At 67.1% G+C, this 14,520-nt stretch carries 8 protein-coding genes; 6 read left to right on the plus strand and 2 right to left on the minus strand.

The features are described from left to right. Window positions 1-43 precede the first annotated feature (43 nt). The 3 genes from IB273_RS15595 to IB273_RS15605 all read left to right on the plus strand — a co-directional run bounded on the left by IB273_RS15595 (window position 44) and on the right by IB273_RS15605 (window position 6,780). Window positions 44-5,539: an AAA family ATPase gene (locus IB273_RS15595; RefSeq protein WP_192224455.1), complete on the plus strand. Its 5,496-nt coding sequence runs from the start codon at window positions 44-46 to the stop codon at window positions 5,537-5,539. Between the two features lie 69 nt (window positions 5,540-5,608). Next, window positions 5,609-6,031, plus strand: coding sequence for a MerR family transcriptional regulator (locus tag IB273_RS15600; RefSeq protein ID WP_081518419.1), 423 nt, complete (start codon window positions 5,609-5,611; stop codon window positions 6,029-6,031). Next, window positions 6,031-6,780, plus strand: a complete 750-nt coding sequence (locus tag IB273_RS15605; protein ID WP_192224456.1) for an SDR family NAD(P)-dependent oxidoreductase — start codon at window positions 6,031-6,033, stop codon at window positions 6,778-6,780. Before IB273_RS15600 ends, IB273_RS15605 begins: the two co-directional genes overlap by 1 nt. A 51-nt stretch (window positions 6,781-6,831) precedes the next feature. Here IB273_RS15605 and IB273_RS15610 read toward each other — a convergent pair whose 3' ends face one another. Next, on the minus strand, window positions 6,832-7,809 hold the full coding sequence (locus IB273_RS15610; RefSeq protein ID WP_192224457.1) for an alpha/beta fold hydrolase: 978 nt from the start codon (window positions 7,807-7,809) through the stop codon (window positions 6,832-6,834). Between the two features lie 720 nt (window positions 7,810-8,529). Here IB273_RS15610 and IB273_RS15615 point away from each other — a divergent pair. The 3 genes from IB273_RS15615 to IB273_RS15625 all read left to right on the plus strand — a co-directional run bounded on the left by IB273_RS15615 (window position 8,530) and on the right by IB273_RS15625 (window position 12,133). Continuing rightward, complete coding sequence (locus IB273_RS15615; RefSeq protein ID WP_192224458.1) at window positions 8,530-9,909, plus strand: APC family permease; 1,380 nt, start codon at window positions 8,530-8,532, stop codon at window positions 9,907-9,909. A 98-nt stretch (window positions 9,910-10,007) separates the two neighbouring features. Continuing rightward, window positions 10,008-10,901, plus strand: a complete 894-nt coding sequence (locus IB273_RS15620; protein WP_081518415.1) for a LysR family transcriptional regulator — start codon at window positions 10,008-10,010, stop codon at window positions 10,899-10,901. 98 nt (window positions 10,902-10,999) lie between these two features. Further along, complete coding sequence (locus tag IB273_RS15625) at window positions 11,000-12,133, plus strand: M14 family metallopeptidase (RefSeq protein WP_192224459.1); 1,134 nt, start codon at window positions 11,000-11,002, stop codon at window positions 12,131-12,133. Here IB273_RS15625 and IB273_RS15630 read toward each other — a convergent pair. Beyond that, on the minus strand, window positions 12,127-14,520 hold the full coding sequence (locus IB273_RS15630) for a TonB-dependent siderophore receptor (protein WP_192224460.1): 2,394 nt from the start codon (window positions 14,518-14,520) through the stop codon (window positions 12,127-12,129). The genes IB273_RS15625 and IB273_RS15630 overlap by 7 nt on opposite strands.

Consider the following 14,520-nt stretch of genomic DNA (forward strand, 5'->3'; position numbering starts at 1 on the left):
CGCCACTCGGGGGCAGCAGAATCCCTGAGAGGTTGCCGAGCCGATGGCCAGCAAACAGAAGATCCTGTGGGACGACGGTGAGCGGGTGTTCTGCCGCGCTCGCCCATCCGGCGACGAAGGCGCCAGCGTGCTGCTGGTGCGCCCGGCCGCCGAACATCCGTTGCCCGCCACGCTGGAGCGGCTGGCCCACGAGTACAGCCTGCGCGATGAACTGCACAGCGCCTGGGCACTGCGCCCGCAGGCGCTGCACCGCGAAGGCGGCAAGACCCGCCTGCTGCTCGATGACCCCGGCGGCGAGCCGCTGTCGCGCCTGCTGCGCCAACCGCTGGAAACCGGCACCTGTCTGCGCCTGGCCGTCGACATCGCCGTGGCGCTGCGCCACCTGCACCAGCGCGGCCTGGTGCACAAGGACCTCAAGCCCAATCACATCCAGGTCAACTGCACCGATGGCCAGGCGCGCCTGACCGGCTTCGGCCTGGCCTCGCGGCTGCCGCGCGAGCGCCAGGCGCCCGAACCGCCGGAGACCATCGCCGGCACCCTGGCCTACATGGCGCCGGAACAGACCGGGCGGATGAACCGCTCCATCGACTCGCGCAGCGACCTCTATGCCTTTGGCGTGGTGCTCTACCAGATGCTCACCGGCACGCTGCCGTTCACCGCCAGCGACCCGATGGAATGGGTGCACTGCCACATCGCGCGCAAGCCGCTGCCGCCCGGCGAACGGGTTGCCGGCGTGCCACCGATGCTCTCGCAGATCGTCCTCAAGCTGCTCGCCAAGACCGCCGAGGAGCGTTACCAGAGCGCCGCCGGCGTCGAGCACGACCTGCGTCGCTGCCTGGACGACTGGCAGCGGAGCGGGCGCATCGAAGCCTTCAGCCTGGACGAGCAGGGCACGCCGGATCGCCTGCTGGTGCCCGAGAAGCTCTATGGCCGCGAGCGTGAGGTGGAGGTGCTGGTCGAGGCCTTCGCGCGCATCGTCGCCAGCAGCACGCCGGAGCTGGTGCTGGTGTCGGGCTATTCCGGGATCGGCAAGTCCTCGGTGGTCAACGAGCTGCACAAGGTGCTGGTGCCGCCGCGCGGGTTGTTCGCTTCCGGCAAGTTCGACCAGTACAAGCGCGACATTCCCTACTCGACGCTGGTGCAGGCCTTCCAGGGGCTGGTGCGCACGCTGCTGGGCAAGAGCGGCGACGTGCTGGAGGGCTGGCGCGGCGCGCTGCTGGAAGCGCTGGAGCCCAATGCCCGGCTGATTACTGACCTGATTCCCGAGCTGCGGCTGATCATCGGCGACCCGCCGCCGGTGCCCGAGCTGGAGCCGCAACAGGCGCAGCGCCGCTTCCTGCTGGTGTTCCGCCGCTTCATCGGCGTGTTCGCCCGCGCCGATCACCCGTTGGCGCTGTTCCTCGACGACCTGCAATGGCTGGATGCAGCGACCCTCGACCTGCTGGAAGACCTGCTCACCCATTCGGAACTGCGCCACCTGATGCTGGTGGGCGCCTACCGCGACAATGAGGTGGATGCCAGCCATCCGCTGACGCGCAAGCTGCAGGCCATCCGCCAGGCCGGTGTGCGCATCGACGAGATTCGCCTGGCGCCGCTGGCCCGCGCGCACATCGAACAACTGATCGCCGAGGCCCTGCGCTGCCCGCCGCCGAGCATCGTCGCGCTGGCCCGGCTGGTGCAGGACAAGACCGCCGGCAACCCGTTCTTCGTCATCCAGTTCCTCCAGGCGCTGGCCGAGGAAGAGCTGCTGACCTACGACCACGAGGCGCGGCGCTGGCGCTGGGAACCGGAGCGCATCCACGCCAAGGGCTTCACCGACAACGTCGTAGACCTGATGGTCGGCAAGCTCGCGCGGCTGCCGCTGGAAACCCGCCAGGCCCTGCAGCAGCTCGCCTGTCTGGGCAACGTGGCGCAGATCGATACCCTGGCGACCGTCCTCGACCTGCCGCCGGCGAAGGTCCATTCGATACTCTGGTCGGCAGTGCGCCAGGAACTGGTGGAGCGCCTGGAAGACGCCTGCGCGTTCGCCCACGACCGCATCCACGAGGCAGCGTACTCGCTGATTGCCGAAACGGCCCGTGCCGAGGCGCACCTGCGCATCGGCCGACTGCTGGCCGAGCAGACACCGGCGGAGCGGCGCGAAGAAGCGATCTTCGAGATCGTCGGCCAGCTCAACCGCGGCGCCCGGCTGATCGAAGCCCGCGCCGAGCGCGAACAGCTGGCCGAGTACAACCTGCTGGCCGGGCAGCGCGCCAAGGCTTCCAGCGCCTACAGCTCGGCGCTGGCCTATCTGCGCGCCGGCATCGAACTGCTCGACGGCGATTGCTGGCAACGCCGCCACGACCTGTGCTTCGCCCTGGAACTCAACCGCGCCGAGTGCGAATTCCTCACCGGCCAGCTGGTGCAGGCCGACGAGCGCCTCACCGCGCTGACGCCACGCGCAGCCACCACGGTGGAGCAGGCGGCGGTGGCCTGCCTGCAGATGGACGTGTGCCTGTTGCAGGACCGCAGCGACAGGGCGGTCGCCGTGTGCCTGGCCTACCTGGAGGCGGTCGGCATCCACTGGTCGGCGCACCCGGACGACGAGCAGGTGCGTGAGGAATACCAGCAGATCTGGACGCAGCTGGGCGAGCGCAGCATCGAGCAGCTGATCGACCTGCCGCTGATGGAGGACGCCGCCTCCCTGGCGACCCTCGATGCCCTCGGCAAACTGTTCGCCCCGGCGCTGCAGAGCGACGCCAACCTGGCCAGCCTGACCATCTGCAAGGCCGTCAGCCTGAGCCTGGAACGGGGCAACTGCGACGCCTCCTGCATGCTCTATGCGAATGTCGGGCGCGTCGCCGGCCGCCGCTTTGGTGACTACGAAGCCGGCTACCGCTTCGGCCGCCTGGGCTGCGACCTGGTTGACCGGCGCGGGCTGAATCGCCATGAGGCGCGCACCTACCTGTGCTTCTCGATGTTCGTGGCGCGCTGGATGCGCCCGGTGCGCGAGTGCCGGGAGCTGCTGCGCCGGGCGTTCGTCGCGGCCAATCGCGTCGGCGACCTGGCCTACGCCGCCTACGCCGGCAACGGCCATATCGCTGATGTGCTGTTCCTCGGCGAGCCGCTGGCGCAGGTGCATGAGGAGGCCGGGCAGGGCCTGGCCTATGCGCAGAAGGTGCGCTTCGGCCTGGTGGTGGATTTCATCAGCACGCAGCTGGCGCTGATCCGCACACTGCGCGGGCAGACCCCGACCTTCGGCAGTTTCGACGATGAGCTGTTCGACGAGGCGCGTTTCGAAGCGCACCTGGACAGCACGCCGGGCCTGGCTCTGGCAGCGGCCAAGTACTGGATACGCAAGCTGCAGGCGCGCTGCATGGCCGGCGATCACGCGGCGGCCATGCACTGCGTGGCGCGGGCGAAGGCGCTGCTGTGGGTGGTGGAGACCTTTACCGAGGAGTCCGAGTACCACTTCCACGCGGCGCTGACGCTGGCTGCCACTTTCGATTCCCTGGCTGTCGATGAGCAACCTGAGCGCCTGCGAGAACTGGTCGTGCATCACGCGCAGTTGCAGGAGTGGGCCCGGCAGTGCGGCGAATCCTTCGCCTGTCGGGTGGCGCTGGTGGGCGCGGAAATCGCACGGGTCGAAGGGCGGCTGGTCGATGCCGAGCTGCTTTACGAAGAGGCCATCCGCCAGGCGCAGGACAACGGCTTCGTGCAGATCGAGGCGCTGGCCAACGAGCTGGCGGGGCGCTTCTACGGTGCACGCGGCCTGGCCAAGATCGCCCGCGTCTACCTGCAGGACGCGCGTTACGGCTACCTGCGCTGGGGCGCCGACGGCAAGGTGCGGCAACTGGAGGGGCGCCATCGCTACCTGCGCAACGAGGAGCCCGCGCCCGGCCCGACCGCGACCATCGCCACCCCGGTGGAACACCTGGATCTGGCCACGGTGCTCAAGGTTTCCCAGGCCGCCTCGGGGGAGATCGTCCTCGAGAAGCTGATCGGCATGGTGATGCGCACGGCCATCGAGCAGGCCGGCGCCGAGCGCGGTGTGCTGGTCCTCGCCGAAGCGGGCGAGCCGCGCATAGCGGCGCTGGCGACTGTCGGTGACGGCGCGATGCTGTTGTGCAACGAACCGATCAGCGCCGCCGCGCTGGCGGAAACGGTGCTCTACCAGGTGCTGCGCACCGGCGAGAGCCTGTGCCTGGAAGACGCCGCGGTCGATCCGGGATTCACCACCGATCCCTATGTCCGCCAGCACGGCGCGCGTTCGATCCTCTGCATGCCGCTGATGAACCAGGCCAAGCTCACCGGTGCGCTGTACCTGGAGAACAACCTCTCGGCCGGCGTGTTCAGCCCGGCGCGGATCGCCGTGCTGCGACTGCTGGCCTCGCAGGCGGCGATCTCACTGGAGAATGCGCGCCTGTATCGCGATGCCGCCGAGCGCGAGGCGAAGATTCGCCGGCTGGTGGACGCCAACATCATCGGCATCATCGTCTGGAGCGCCGGGGGCGAGATAGCCGAAGCCAACGACGCCTTCCTGCGCATGGTCGGCTACGAGCGTGACGACCTGCTTTCCGGCCGCGTGCGCTGGCACGACATGACCCCGCCCGAATCCCTGGCACTGAGCCAGGCGCACCTTGCCACGGCCATTCGGACCGGGCATGCGCAGCCCTTCGAGAAGGAGTACATCCGCAAGGACGGCAGCCGCGTGCCGGTGATCGTCGGCCTGGCGGCCTTCGAGGCCAGCCTGCAGGAGGGCGTGGCCTTCGTGCTCGACCTCACCGAGCGCAAGCAGGCCGAGGAGCGCGTGCGCGAGGGCGAACGACGCTATCGCGAGGTGCAGACGGAACTGGCCCACGCCAACCGTGTGGCGACCATGGGCCAACTGGCGGCGTCCATCGCCCACGAGGTGAACCAGCCGATTGCCGCCACGGTGACCAATGCCAATGCCGCCTTGCGCTGGCTGGGTGCGCAGCCGCCGGAGCTGGGCGAGGTCAGCCAGGTGCTGGGACGCATCATCAAGGACGCCAACCGCGCCGCCGAGGTGCTGGGGCGCATCCGCCAGCTGATCCGCAAGACCCCGCCGCAGAAGCAGCCGGTGGACGTCAGTGCGGCACTGCGCGAGATGGTCGAGTTCACCCGTGGCGAGGCGGCCAAGTGCGACGCCGTGGTGCGCGTCAGACTCGCCGACGGCCTGCCGGAAGTGGAGGGCGACCGGGTCGAGTTGCAGCAGGTGATGCTCAACCTGATCGTCAATGCCCTGGAAGCCATGGGCAGTGTGCCCGCCGGCGAGCGCCACCTGCTGGTCAGCTCCGAGTACGACGAGGGTGGCGTGCGGGTCAGAGTCTGCGACAACGGACCGGGGTTCGCCGAGAACAACGCGGACCTGATCTTCGCGCCGTTCTACACCACCAAGGCCACCGGCATGGGCATGGGCCTGTCGATCTGCCGCTCGATCATCGACAGCCATGGCGGCCGTCTCTGGGCCAGCGCCAACCAGCCTCGCGGCGCGGTGGTGCAGTTCACCTTGCCGGCGCATCCCGCAACGGACGCCTGAAAAAGCGAAAGGGGGCTTGACCTTGACACTAGCGTCAAGCCCCCAGAGTGCTCCCCATCGGAGGTCGACATGCAAATCGGAGAGCTGGCCTTGCGCGCCGGCGTCAGTACACGCGCGCTTCGCCATTACGAGTCGAAGCAGCTGATCGAGTCGTCGCGGCTGGACAATGGCTATCGCGACTACGCCGCGTCCATGGTGCAACGCGTGCTCTGGGTTCGCGAGCTGCTCGAGTGCGGCTTCAGCACCCGGCAGATCCACGGCCTGCTGCAGTACCTGGAGGAGGAAGAGGACAGCGAAGGCTTCCTCGCCTGCCTGCAGCAGCACCTGGAAAAGCTGGTGGCCCTGGATGCACTCCAGGCTCAGCTGGCCGAGCGCCGCGAACGTCTGGCAGAGAAGATCGAACGCTATCTGCCGCTGCAGGACGGCCTGCTGCGCGCTCCCGATCTGCGACCTCCTGAACGAGCCGATTCACAAGCCACGTTGGAGAGATGATGGGAAAGCTAAGCAACAAGGTCGCCCTGGTCACGGGCGGCAACAGCGGTATCGGCCTGGCCACCGCGCAACGATTCGCCCTGGAAGGCGCCGAGGTGGTCATCACCGGGCGCCGTCGGCAAGTGGTGGAGGAGGCGGTCGGGCTCATCGGTGAAAACGCCGTGGGCATCTGCGCCGACGCCAGCCGGCTGGAGGACCTGGACGCCCTGTACCGGCAGATCGGCGAACGCTTCGGCCGCCTCGATGTGCTGGTCGCCAATGCCGGCGTCATCCGTCCGGCACCGGGCGATCAGGTCGATGAAGAACAGTTCGACGAGCAGTTCGATATCAACGTCAAGGGCGTCTTCTACACCATCCAGAAAGCGCTGCCGCTGCTGCGTGACGGAGGCTCCATCGTGCTGGTGTCGTCCATCGCCCACCTGAAGGCGCTGGAGGCCCACGTGGTCTACGCGGCGACCAAGGCGGCGGTGCGCTCCTTTGCCCGCAGCTGGGCGGCGGAACTCAAGGGCCGCAACATCCGCGTCAACTGCCTGAGCCCCGGCCCGGTGCTGACCCCGATCATCGGCAAGATGGGTATCGGCGAGGCGCAATTCGGTGCATTCGAACAGCAGCTGGCGGGGTTGATTCCGCTGGGTCGGCTCGGTCGCCCGGAAGAGCTGGCAAACGCTGCGCTGTTCCTCGCTTCGGACGACAGCAGCTTCATCACCGGCGTCGACCTGTGCGTCGATGGCGGGCTGTCGCAGCTCTGAATGGAAAAAGCCCCGGGGCTCTGTGCCCCGGGGCTTTTCCTTGCAGCGGCGTCAGCCCTTGATGAAGGCCAGCAGGTCTGCGTTGATGGTGTCGGCGTGGGTGGTGCACATGCCGTGGGGCAGGCCGGGATAGGTCTTCAGGGTGCCGTGGCGCAGCAGCTTGATCGAAAGGCGCGCGGAGTCGTCGATGGGGACGATCTGGTCGTCTTCACCATGCAGCACCAGGGTCGGCACGGCGATCTGCTTGAGGTCCTCGGTGAAGTCGGTTTCCGAGAAGGCCTTGATGCAGTCGTAATGGGCCTTGGCGCCGCCATTCATGCCCTGGCGCCACCAGTTGTCGATCACCGCTTCGGAGACCTTGGCGCCCGGCCGGTTGAAACCGTAGAAGGGGCCCGCCGCGACGTCGCGGTAGAAGTTCGAACGGCTGGCGGCGAGTGCCTCGCGGAAGCCGTCGAAGACTTTCAGCGGCAGGCCGCCGGGGTTCTTCGCGGTTTGCAGCATGAGCGGCGGCACCGCGCCGATCAGCACCGCCTTGGCGACACGGCCGGCACCATGGCGCGCGACGTAGCGGGCAACCTCGCCACCGCCGGTGGAGTGGCCGATGTGCACGGCGTTCTTCAGGTCCAGGTGCGCCGCCAGCTCCGCCAGGTCCGCGGCGTAGGTGTCCATGTCATTGCCTTCGGCCGTCTGCGTGGAGCGACCGTGGCCACGGCGGTCATGGGCAATCACGCGGTAGCCTTTGGCGAGGAAGAACAGCATCTGGTTGTCCCAGTCATCTCCCGAGAGCGGCCAGCCGTGGTGGAACACGATGGGCTGCCCGCTGCCCCAATCCTTGTAGAACAGCTCGGTGCCGTCGCGCAGGGTGAGATAGCCCGACCCTTGCTCCTTGCGGCGCGCACCCGTTGCGGCCGGGGCCTGGGCAGCGCTCGCCTGGCCCGCCAGCAGGGGGACGGCCACAGCCAGGGTGGCGGCGGCTACACCGGCGCTCATCAGGGCGCGGCGGGTGGTTCCTTGGGTCTCGTCGGTCATGGTGAAAGCTCTCGTCAGGGGACCGCTAGCGCGGCGAATGGGGACCGGTCCGATGCGGCGCTCGAAGCGACCTGGCGGTCGTTTCGAAGACCGGATTGCCGGTAGACAAACCCTATTCGCTGGCCGGGGACTCTCACCATCGTCCATGGGTATCGCACCACCATACTTAGGTTTCGCGGGACTGCACCGGAGTGTGTCGGAGCCGATCCGAGCGCCTGTTTCGAGAGGTGGCGATAGGGGTTGAGGCAATCGCGCGCGACAGCCGACCGGGTCGTCGGGTGCGTTCCGCACGGCCATTTTTTTCATTGGGCTCGAAGATATTTTTACTAATTTTCCTCGGCGACGAGCTCAAGCACCATGCGCCCCCATTCGAACAACAACGTCCTTCGAGGCGGCCAGCAGGAGTGCCCAGGTGCAAGCGTTCAACGAGTGGCGGCAGTGTTTTGCAGCGCAGACTTTCATCGACGACGCAGTGAACGGCGACTCCGGGCATGCCGCGCGGGAGGGTGCGCGTTCGGCGCAACGGCTCCCGGTTTTCCCGGCCCCGCAAACCTGCCGGGTCGCCCCGAACGACCTCCGCTGAATTCCTCCCGCAGCGGCTGCCCGAAGCTTCGCTCCGGCTGAATCGCCGGGCGCCCGTCCGCTGCCCAGGAAGCCTCGACCGGCATCACGCCGTTCCAGTCCAACGAGCGCCCGTCGCTCGCCGTCCATGAGTCAGCCATGAAAAAAACAACAAGCACGTCCGCTACTTCCTTGCCTGCCCATCAACCTCACGAGCCGTCTGCACGGTCCTTCCGCAAATCGCTGGGCATCCCGGCGCTGGTGCTCTTCGGCCTGGCCTACATGGTGCCGCTGGCGGTGTTCACCACCTATGGCCTGGTCACCCGCATGAGCCAGGGCCACCTGCCGACGGCCTATCTCTTCACGCTCGCCGCGATGCTGCTGACCGCCTACAGCTACGGGCGCATGGTGCAGGCGCACCCTTATTCGGGCTCGGTCTACAGCTACACGCGCAAGACCTTCGGCGCGGCATTCGGCTTTCTCGCCGGGTGGACGCTGCTGCTGGACTACATCTTCCTGCCGCTCTTGAGCTATCTGCTGATCGGCATCTACATGACCGACTATTTCCCCTCGGTGCCGCTGTCGGTATGGATTCTCGGGTCCATCGTCCTGGTGACCCTGCTCAACCTCGTCGGCATCGAATCCATCACCCGCGTCAACTGGGTGCTGATCGTCGCGCAGATGGTCTTCGTGGTGGTCTTCATCGCGTTGTCGCTGAGCCACCTGGGGGCTCAGGCAGAGCCCGTGCCGCTGGTCCAGCCCTTCTATGACGAGCACTTCAGCCTGCCGCTGGTGATGTCCGGCGCGGCGGTGCTGTGCCTGTCGTTCCTCGGCTTCGACGCCGTGTCGACCATGGCCGAGGAGACCCCCGAACCGCGCCGGCAGATTCCCGCGGCGATCATGCTGGTGACCCTGATCGGCGGCGTGCTGTTCATCGTCATGGCCTACTTCGGCCAGCTGGTATTCCCCGAGTGGCAAGCGCTCACCGATGCCGACTCGGCTTCGCTGGACGTGCTGCGCCGCATCGGCGGCGAATGGCTGGTGACCTTCTTCACCGCTACCTATGTGGCCGGCTGCTTTGCCTCGGCGATGGTGTCCCAGGCCAGCGTTTCCCGCGTGCTGTTCGCCATGGGCCGGGACGGTGCGCTGCCCCGCGTGTTCGGCAAGCTGGTGACGAAGAAGCGCGTGCCGGCCACGGCGATCCTGCTGATCAGCCTGCTGTCGCTGATCGCCCTGTTCGTCACCCTGGATACGGTCGCCAACATGATCAGCTTCGGCGCGCTGTTCGCCTTCTCCGCGGTGAACCTGGCCGTGATCAAGCACTATCTGGTCGACCAGCGCCTCACCGGCAAGGGCAACTACCTGCGCTACGGCGCGCTGCCGGCGGTGGGCTTCCTCAGCACCATCTGGCTCTGGTCGAGCCTGTCGGGCATGTCCTTCATGATCGGCTTCGCCTGGATGTGCCTGGGCCTCGTCTGCCTGGCCAGCGCCACGCGGATGTTCCAGCAGCCGCTGCCGGACCTGAACATGGCGGAGTGACCGCTGGCCTGCGCGAAGCCGGGTTTGCCCGGCTTCTTTCAAGCCAGCCCGATACTGGTTAAGGTGGCGCGACTTCGAGGAATCGTCCGGAGCTCGCCATGAAACTGCATCAATTGCGCGCCCTGCGCACCATCGCCGAGAGCGGCAGCATCCAGGAAGCCTCGCGGCTGCTTGACGTCACCCAGCCGTCGTTGTCCAAGGCGGTGAAAGAGCTGGAAGGTGAGCTGGGCGTGCCGCTGCTGGTCCGCTCCAATCGTGGGGTGACGGTCACGCCTTATGGCGAGCGGCTGGTGAGCATGGCCCGGCTGGTCACCGAAGAAGTGCGCCGCGCGCGGGACGAGATCGATACCCTGAAGGGCGAGATGGCCGGCCGCGTGGCCATCGGCGTGTCACCGGTGACGCCCAATCGCGCCTTCGCCAACTGCTTCCGGCGCTACCGCGAGCTGTACCCCAACGTGCAGCTGCAGATCTTCGAGCTGCGTTCGGTGCAGCTGTTCGAAGGGCTGAAGGAAGGCCGGCTGGACCTGGTGCTGACCACCCAGCCGGAGGCGGAAGCTGGCGACGGGCAGGTCTGGCGCGAGTTGGCACCGCAGCCCTCGGCACTGGCCGTGCGCAAGGGGCATCCGCTGGCGGGGGCGCAATCGCTGCACGAGCTGCTGGACCTCGAATGGCTGCTTTCCGACCCGCTGGAAGTGGCCCTGGCCGGGCAGTTCTTCCGTGAGCGCGAGGTAGCGCCACCCAAGCGCATCACCGAATGCTCCTCGTCGCTGCTCTACCTGGAGCTGGCGGCCAGCACCGATGCGGTGAGCTTCTGGTCGCAGCGCATGCTCGGCCTGCCGATGGTGGCCCAGGTGCTGGAGCCCTTGCAGATCGCCGAGGCCACGCCAGTGGCGAGCATCTCTCTGGTTACCCGGCCGCAGGAGCTGATGACCCGCGAAGCCCTGTTGCTGGCCGAGGAAATGGTCGCCGCTTTCCGTGCGGAGCAGGCATAACCAGCCTCAATGCTCATGTGCAGAGATCATTACTCCGCGCTTTCGCGCTGATGCATCCTGCCGGCCGCCATCTGCCCCAGGAAACGGCCGGAGTCCCCATGAATGCATCGTCGTATTTCTCCCAGAGCTACGCCCAGGCGCGCAGCAGGTTCCTCGACGCCTGCGCGGCCGCCGGCCTGCTGGTGGAGTCCCACGTCCACCCGCTCACCGGGCGCGACGGCGAGACACTGGCGGTGGACGTCGCCCGTGAAGGACCGCTGGATGCCAAGCGCCTGCTGATCATCAGCAGCGGTTGCCACGGCGTCGAAGGCTTCTGCGGCTCGGGCGTGCAGAGCGCCCTGCTCGCTGACCCGGCATGGCGCGAGCACGCGCGCCGCAACGACTGCGCGGTGCTCTACCTGCATGCCGCCAACCCCTACGGGTTTTCCTGGTGGCGCCGCTGGACCCAGGAGAACGTCGACCTCAACCGCAACTTCCGTGACTTCACCCAGGCCGCGCCGCAGAACCCCGGCTACGCGCAGCTGGACCCGGTGCTCGCGCCCCGTCGCTGGCCCAGCCCGCTGGGGCGCCTGCGTCTGCTCGGCTACGCGCTGCGCCATGGTCGCTGGGAGTTGCAGAAGGCCATCTCGTCGGGCCAGGCCAGCCATCCCGATGGGCTGTTCTTCTCCGGCTCGCAGCCGACCTGGAGCAACCGCACCGTGCGTGAAGTGCTGCGCCAGCATGGCCGGCAATGCCGCGAAATGGCCTGGATCGATGTGCACACCGGCCTCGGCCCGAGCGGCTACGGCGAGTACATCTACTCGGGCGACCCGCGCCCGGAAGCGCTGGTCCGCGCTCGCGCTTGGTGGGGCGATGAAGTACGCTCGACGGAGGAGGGCAACAGCGTCTCGGTGAAGCTCAGCGGCAAGCTGGTGCATGCGGCGTTCGAGGAATGCCCGCAGGCGCTGCTGATTTCCATGAGCCTGGAGTTCGGCACCGTGCCCGGCCCGCAGGTCCTCGAAGCGCTGCGCGCGGACCAGTGGCTGCACCGCACGCCCGATGCGCCGGCGGCCAAGGTGCGGCGGATCAAGCAGCAGCTGCGCGATGCCTTCTATATCGACACGGACCAATGGAAGAGCGCGGTGCTGAGGCGCGCTCGGGACACGGCCTGGCGCGCGGTGGAAGGGTTGCGCAGTGAAATTCCGGCGGAGTTGCGTTCCCACCCTGCAGGTGGGAACGCCAGCGCTCAATAGGTGCCGCGCAGGGTCAGCATCAGGTTGCGCGGCTCGCCGTAGAAGTTCGAACCCCAGGCACTGTCTACTCGCTCGTAGTACTTGCGGTCGAAGAGGTTGTTGGCGGTGAGCGTAGAGCTCAGGTGCTCGTTGAACCGGTAACCGAGCTGGGCGGTGGAGACCGCATAGCCGGGCTGCACGAAGTCGGTGTCGTTGCGGGTGTAGAGCGTCTCGCTGACCACGCGGGTGCCGCCGGCCACATGGAAGCCCTTCAGCGTGCCGTCGAGGAATTCGTACTTCGACCACAGGTTGAAGTTGTGCTTCGGCGTGATGGTGCTGAAGGTGTCGCCGGAGCTCAGGCCGTTGTTCGGATCGTCGTCCAGCAGGCGGGTCATGGTGAAGGCATAGCCGGTGACGATGCTCCAGTTGTCGGTCAGGTTGCCGGTCAGCTCGGCTTCCCAGCCCTGGCTGCGCACCTTGCCCTGCGCCTCGTAGGCGTTCACCGGGCTGCCGGACCACTGGGCGCGGTTCTCGTCGTAGATGCGGAACAGGGCGACCGAGGCATTCAGGCGGCCGTCCATCAGCTCCTGTTTCAGGCCGACTTCGTACTGCTTGCCCTTGTGCGGCGCGATCATCTTCTCGCCGCTGGCGTCCGTCTCGCTCTGTGGCTTGAACACGCTGGTGTAGCTGGCGTAGGCGGCCAGGGTCGGGGTGAGCTTGTAGATCAGCGCGCCGTAGGGAATGACCTTGGCGTTGGTCTGGGTCGAGGGCGAACCGAAGTTGTTGAAGAAGGTGTTGGCGTTCTTCGCATCGGCGTCGTACCAGGTCACGCGGGCGCCGAGGATCACGTCCAGCTCGTCGGTCACGCTGAGCTTGGTGCGGCCGTAGAGGCCGTATTGGCGGCTCTTGGTGTAGTTGAAGTTGGTGTGCGGCATGTCCAGGCGCGGTAGGTCGTTGGCGCCGTCGATGCCGATCGGTACCTCGTCGGCATAGCCATCGTTGTCCAGGTCCACCGAGCCATAGGTGAAGGCCTTGTCCAGGTGCTGGTACTCGCCGCCGAGGGTGAGTTCGTGGGTGCGGCCGGCCAGGCTGAAGGGCGTGGTGACGAAGCTGTCCAGGCCCAGCGTCTTGATCCGCTCGTAGTACGAATAACGTGCCGCGTCGGCGGTCTGGGTATCGGGATTGACCACCCAGGTGGTCCAGCTGAATTCGCGCTGGGGCAGGCGTGCGTCGCGATAGGTCAGTGAGGTCTTCCACTGGCCACCGTTGTCAAGGGTGTGGTCGAGCTCGGAGAAGGCCTCCCAGGTCTCTTCCTTCATGCGGTTCCACTTCGCATCGACGTAGGTGGAGCGCGGCACGTCGAGCAGGGTGCCGTCGGCATAGGCCGGCAGGCCGAAGGCCGGAGTGGAATTGTTCTTCTGGTAGGCACCGCCCAGCGACAGGGTGGTGCTTGGGTCCAGGTCCATTTCCAGGCGCCCGTAGAACATCGGGCGTTCGTTCTGCACGTAGTCGACGAAGGACTTGTTGTGCTCATAGGCCATGACCGAGCGACCACGGATCGTGCCTTCGTCGTTCAGCGGACCGGTGACGTCGACCATGCTGCGGTAGCGGTCCCAGGAGCCGGCGGCCATTTCCCCGCTCAGGCCGAACGTTCCCAGCGCGCGCTTGCGCACCAGGTTGATGGTGCCGGCCGGCTCGCCGGACCCGGCGTACAGGCCACCCGGACCACGCAGCACTTCGACGCGGTCGTACATGGCCAGGTCGAAGCTGGTTGCCATGTCGCCCTGGCCGGTGATCTGCGACACCCCGTCGACCTGCACCTGATCGACCAGGAAGCCGCGCATGTACACGTCGTTGAGGCTGGAGCCGGTGTTGTAGGTCTTCACCGTGGCGCCGGTGACCTGACGCATCGCGTCCTGCAGGTTGTTCATGTTCTGGTCATCCATGCGCTGGCGCGTGATGACGGTGACCGACTGCGGGGTTTCCAGCAGCGACTGCTCGCCCTTTCCGATGGTGATGGCCCGGGTGGCATAGGAGTGCGAGCCTTCGGTGGTTGAGCCCAGGCTGCGACCGCTGACGGTAGTGGAGGAGAGGTCCAGTACGTCGGAGGAACCGCGGCGGACGATCAGCCATGCACCGCCCTGCTGACGGACGCCCAGGCCTGAGCCAGCGAGCAATTCGTCCAGTGCGCTGCTGAATTCGTAGTCGCCTTTGATGGCGGGGGCGGTGCGCTCCGCCACCAACTGGTCATCCATCGCCAGGGTCACGCCGGCGAGGTTCGCCAGTTGCTTGAGCGACGTCGCCAGGGACTGCCGGGGAAGGTCCAGCGCTACCGGCGCGGCGAACGCATTGAGGGAGATTGCCAGGGCGCTGGAGACCGCCAGGGACTTGAGGGAAATGGGCTTCAT

This window comes from Pseudomonas sp. PDM19, assembly GCF_014852215.1.
GTDB lineage: Bacteria > Pseudomonadota > Gammaproteobacteria > Pseudomonadales > Pseudomonadaceae > Pseudomonas.

Bases quoted from the DNA above. Each gene is read 5' to 3' on its own strand.
- IB273_RS15595 (WP_192224455.1), top strand. From the start codon at position 44: ATGGCCAGCAAACAGAAGATCCTGTGGGACGACGGTGAGCGGGTGTTC.
- IB273_RS15600 (WP_081518419.1), top strand. From the start codon at position 5,609: ATGCAAATCGGAGAGCTGGCCTTGCGCGCCGGCGTCAGTACACGCGCG.
- IB273_RS15605 (WP_192224456.1), top strand. From the start codon at position 6,031: ATGGGAAAGCTAAGCAACAAGGTCGCCCTGGTCACGGGCGGCAACAGC.
- IB273_RS15610 (WP_192224457.1), bottom strand. From the start codon at position 7,809: ATGACCGACGAGACCCAAGGAACCACCCGCCGCGCCCTGATGAGCGCC.
- IB273_RS15615 (WP_192224458.1), top strand. From the start codon at position 8,530: ATGAAAAAAACAACAAGCACGTCCGCTACTTCCTTGCCTGCCCATCAA.
- IB273_RS15620 (WP_081518415.1), top strand. From the start codon at position 10,008: ATGAAACTGCATCAATTGCGCGCCCTGCGCACCATCGCCGAGAGCGGC.
- IB273_RS15625 (WP_192224459.1), top strand. From the start codon at position 11,000: ATGAATGCATCGTCGTATTTCTCCCAGAGCTACGCCCAGGCGCGCAGC.
- IB273_RS15630 (WP_192224460.1), bottom strand. From the start codon at position 14,520: ATGAAGCCCATTTCCCTCAAGTCCCTGGCGGTCTCCAGCGCCCTGGCA.